Origin of the sequence: Streptomyces sp. NPDC048275 (assembly GCF_040652275.1) — a bacterium.
Taxonomy (GTDB): domain Bacteria; phylum Actinomycetota; class Actinomycetes; order Streptomycetales; family Streptomycetaceae; genus Streptomyces.
On record NZ_JBEZLR010000214.1, the window covers coordinates 1 to 4,223 of the forward strand.

Here is a 4,223-nt window from a genome sequence, read left to right on the forward strand (position 1 = left end):
AAGGCGAGTTGGACATCTGATCGGGCATGGTCGGCGCCCCTGGCCTGCGGATTCCGGTGTCTTGATCCCCTACACCACGTGGCGGGACGCCATCCTCGACGGTGAGGTCCTCGGCCTTGTCTGCCAGATACGTGCCCATGATGTCCTTCTCTTGTTGGCGGGTGCGTTGGCGGTTGTGCGTGGCATCTCCCGGGCCCACTTGAAAAGCAGTCCACCGACGTGCCGGGACTGCGGTACGGAGCCCTCCTCGCCGGCGTCCGAAGCACCGGGCCGGCGTTGTCGACCAGGTCTCGGATCCACCCAACTCCGGGGCGGGCATTGAGATTATGATCGTAATACTATGCGCGGAAGACCACGGGCACAAGTGAGCTATCGCGACGAACGACGGCCCGCGAGGCGCGACGGAACGAGCTCAAGCCGACAGACGACTCCTCCGGCGAGCGAAGGAGTACGCAGTGCGATACGGGAATGAGCACAAGCGGACGACCAGGCAGCGGATCATCGAGACAGCCGACCGCCGGTTCAAGCGGGAACGCGAACATCGTCGCGCAGGCGGCACCCGGCCGCGCCCGGCTCGAACAGATCGCGCGGTGGTACCTGTCCGCCCAGCACCGCGAAAGCCCCGACGACGGCTGCCCCTCCGCCGCCCCGCTCTACGAGATCGGGCGCCGCACAGACCCCACCAGGCAGGCGTACGCCGAGGGCGCTCGCCGATGAACTTCTCGATCAGGGCATCCACAACGCCCCTCGCACTACTGGGTATCGGCCATGCCCCCAGGACATCGAGCTGACTCACCCGCAGATCCCGCCTGTTCGCGCCACAGATTCGCCCGTCCCGCCTGAGCGGCGTGTCACCTGACCCCACACCGCCCCACGAGGAGCGATTCCCCTTGCGATCCGCCAACCCGCCGCTTAATATTATGAACGTAATTCAATAGGCTTCCCCTGCCGCCACGGGGACTGACATCGGCACCGGGACACGCGACAGGGCAACCCCGGAAGGTTCTACAGCGAGGGCACACAGCCCTCCATGGACAGCCGGGCGACGAGGCTCCGCCTCCCGCAAAACCCTTCACACATAGACCGCATAACGCCACAAAAATCACTGCGGACCATCCGGGGAAGCCCGGAATGAACTGCACCCCCATCCGCCTGCGGGCGAGATACGGAGACGACGATGAGAGCCTTCACGTTGGAGCGCTACGGCGACAAGGCCGGCGTGCGTGTCGGCGATGTGCCGGACCCGGATGTGGGCGCGGACGACGTGCTGGTCCGGATCGAGGCCGCGAGCATCAACCCGCTCGACCGCATGATCCGGGACGGGGAGATGAAGGCGATCCTGCCGTACCGGGTCCCGTTCGTCCTGGGCAACGACCTGGCCGGAGTGGTGGTCGAAGTCGGTGCGGCCGTTACGCGGTTCGCGGTGGGCGACGAGGTCTACGCACGGCCCGACAAGGACCGGATCGGCACGTTCGCCGAACTCATCGCGGTGCACCAGGACGACGTGGCGATCAAGCCGGCCACGCTGACCATGGAGGAAGCGGCGTCCCTTCCCCTGGTCGCCCTGACCTCGTGGCAGGTGCTGGTCGAGCGCGCGCACATTCAGCCGGGTCAGAAAATCCTCATCCACGCGGGTTCCGGCGGCCTGGGCACCATCGCCATCCAGCTGGCGAAGCAACTGGGGGCGCATGTGGCGACCACCACGAGCACGGCAAACGTCGACCTGGTGAAGCGTCTGGGCGCGGACGTTGTCGTCGACTACAAGAAGCAGGCGTTCGAGACGGTGCTGCACGACTATGACGTCGTCCTGGACTCGCTCGGCGGCGAGACGCTCGAAAAGTCCCTGGACGTGCTCAAGCCCGGCGGGAACGTCATCAGTGTCGCGGGCCCTCCCGACGCCGCTTTCGCCAGGGAGCTGGGAGCGAATCCGATCATCCGGCTGGTGATGTCCGCGCTGAGTTTCCGGACCCGACGACGCGCCCGGCGCCGCAACGTGACGTACTCGTTCCTGTTCATGAAGGCCAGCGGGGAACAGCTGCGCGAGCTCACCCCTCTCATCGAAGCCGGCAAGATCCGACCCGTCGTCGACACCGTATTCCCGTTCGAGTCGGCCCGAGAAGCGCTGGAGTACGTCGAAGCAGGGCGCGCGAAGGCCGGCAAGGTCGTCGTCAAGATGACGTGAGGGACGTGAGGGAACACTGCTGCCGGGCAATCAAGGTCCTCCAGGCGCACCGGAACGACACGGCCAGCGGCAACGAGAAATGTCCTGAAATCCGCTACAGAAGGACCTGGACATGAACACACCGCGGAATCCCCCATCCCCCTCGACGTCGTCGTACAAGAACGCGTCGACCCGCTCCGTGTCCGTTCGCGGCGAGGACTTCGCCTACCGGGAACTCGGCCCCCAGGACGGCGTGCCGCTGATCCTCCTGATTCACCTGGCCGGGGTCCTGGACAACTGGGACCCGCGTGTCGTCGACGGACTCGCCGTACGACGTCGGGTCATCGCCTTCGACAACCGCGGGGTGGGCGGATCGAGCGGATCGACGCCGGACACGATCGAGGCGATGGCTCGCGACGCGGTGCTGTTCGTCCGAGCCCTCGGGTTCGACCAGGTCGATCTGCTCGGTCTGTCGATGGGCGGCTTCATCGCACAGGTCATCGCGAAAGAAGAACCGCGCCTCGTCCGCAAGGTCATCTTGGCGGGCACGGGTCCCGCCGGGGGCCCCGGCATCGACCATGTCCCGGCACTCACCATCCGGGCCACACTCAAGGGCGCGCTGACCCGCCAAGATCCCAAGCTCTCCCTCTTCTTCACCGAAACCGCAGGCGGCCGACGGGCCGGACACGCCTTCTTGGAACGGCTGAAGGAGCGTACGCACCACCGCGACAAGGACATCTCGCTGCCGTCGGTCCGCGCCCAGCTGAAGGCCATCAAACAATGGGGCCGCCAGGCACCGTCGGACCTGTCGCACATTCGCCAACCGGCCCTCGTGGCAAACGGCGAGAAGGACCGGATGGTGCCCAGCCAGAACACACTCGACCTGGCCACACGTCTGCCCCAGAGTGAACTCGTCCCCCTCTACCGGGATGCTGGACACGGGGGAATCTTCCAATACCACGATGAATTCGTGACGAGCGCGCTTGAATTCCTCGAGTCCTGAACCTGAGCGGCTGTAGTGGGAGCGGGTCCTCACGGCCGCCGAGCCGCCCGAGGAGTTGTCCGGGCGAGCTGGAAGAATTACGCGGTGGCGTCGAAGCTGATGCGGTGGGTGATGCCCTGTCAGGGGCGGCGCAGGAGTTCTGAGCGCAGGGCGGACCGGCCGTCGTCGCTGATGGAGGCGAGGCCGTGGGCGGCGAACCGGACGGCGTCGTACGCCTCGGCCGTCCAGGGGCCGGGCGCGTGCCCATGACGGGCGCGGAACGCGGCGGCGAACGCTTTGGTGCGGGAGTCGGCGCTCGCGTCGGTGCAGGTCGTGCCGATCCACCAGCCCTCGCCGACGGCGAGGAAGGGGGCAGGAAGGACGTGCTCACCGGCGCCCCGGGCACCCCGGTGGCCCACGTCCCGCAACGCGCGGGCGCAGGCGGCGGCGCGGTCGGGGCTCACCCCGGCGAACTGGTTTCCACCCATCCGTCCTGGGCACCCGCTGCGGCATGGAGTGGTTGGTGAGAGCGGCCTGCGTGGCAGAGGACCCCGACCTGTTCTTCCCCGTGGGCAAGGCGGGGCCGGCACTGGAGGACATCGCCGCCGCCAAGCGCATCTGTGGGCGCTGTCCGGTGGCCGCCCCGTGCCTGGCCTGGGCGCTCAGCACCGGGCAGACCTCGGGCGTGTGGGGCGGCACCGGTGAGGAGGAGCGCGCCGAACTGTTCCGTACAACCAGGGACGAAGCCGGAAGGAGAAACGCGGCATGACCGTCGTGAAGAGCACGCTCCCCGACCTCGCGCGCCACGTCACCGGAGAGTCGCTGCAGGACCCCCTGGTGGATCTGCTCGGGCTCTGTAGCTGCTCATCGACATCACGGCCGAACTCGAGAAGCAGTCCTGGATGTTCCAGACCGGGGACTGGCCAGGTCCGCGACTGACCCCGCAAGGGATGGACCGGGGACATGCGAGGACCGACGCCCTCGAACTAGTACTCCAGCTGTAGATCGTGATCTTGCTGGCCCCGTGCCAGATCTCGGGCCGAACTGATCCCCGTCTCGATTGGTCCGGTCCGATGCGCT

4 protein-coding genes and 2 pseudogenes are annotated in these 4,223 nt (G+C 67.2%); 5 read left to right on the forward strand and 1 reads right to left on the reverse strand.

Annotated elements, in window-relative coordinates:
• Positions 1 to 455 precede the first annotated feature (455 nt).
• From AB0D57_RS47250 to AB0D57_RS47260, 3 genes and pseudogenes are all read left to right on the forward strand, one after another.
• Positions 456 to 705, forward strand: a pseudogene (locus tag AB0D57_RS47250) (TetR/AcrR family transcriptional regulator); the annotation flags it as partial.
• 472 nt (positions 706 to 1,177) lie between these two features.
• The gene (locus AB0D57_RS47255; protein WP_362088696.1) at positions 1,178 to 2,182 is read left to right on the forward strand and encodes an NADP-dependent oxidoreductase; all 1,005 of its coding nucleotides are present in this window, start codon (positions 1,178 to 1,180) and stop codon (positions 2,180 to 2,182) included.
• 112 nt (positions 2,183 to 2,294) lie between these two features.
• Positions 2,295 to 3,164, forward strand: coding sequence for an alpha/beta hydrolase (locus tag AB0D57_RS47260; RefSeq protein WP_362088697.1), 870 nt, complete (start codon positions 2,295 to 2,297; stop codon positions 3,162 to 3,164).
• A 119-nt stretch (positions 3,165 to 3,283) separates the two neighbouring features.
• Here the strand turns inward: AB0D57_RS47260 and AB0D57_RS47265 are convergent, their stop codons facing one another.
• Positions 3,284 to 3,631: an ABC transporter substrate-binding protein gene (locus AB0D57_RS47265; RefSeq protein ID WP_362088698.1), complete on the reverse strand. Its 348-nt coding sequence runs from the start codon at positions 3,629 to 3,631 to the stop codon at positions 3,284 to 3,286.
• A gap of 23 nt (positions 3,632 to 3,654) precedes the next feature.
• Between AB0D57_RS47265 and AB0D57_RS47270 the strand changes: the two genes are divergently transcribed.
• Together AB0D57_RS47270 and AB0D57_RS47275 are read left to right on the forward strand one after the other, a co-directional pair.
• Positions 3,655 to 3,912 (forward strand): WhiB family transcriptional regulator, encoded by a 258-nt coding sequence (locus tag AB0D57_RS47270; RefSeq protein ID WP_362088699.1) that lies wholly within the window; start codon positions 3,655 to 3,657, stop codon positions 3,910 to 3,912.
• Positions 3,909 to 3,998 (forward strand): annotated as a pseudogene (locus AB0D57_RS47275) (DNA starvation/stationary phase protection protein); the annotation flags it as partial. The gene AB0D57_RS47270 and the pseudogene AB0D57_RS47275, both read left to right, overlap by 4 nt.
• Positions 3,999 to 4,223: the final 225 nt, after the last annotated feature.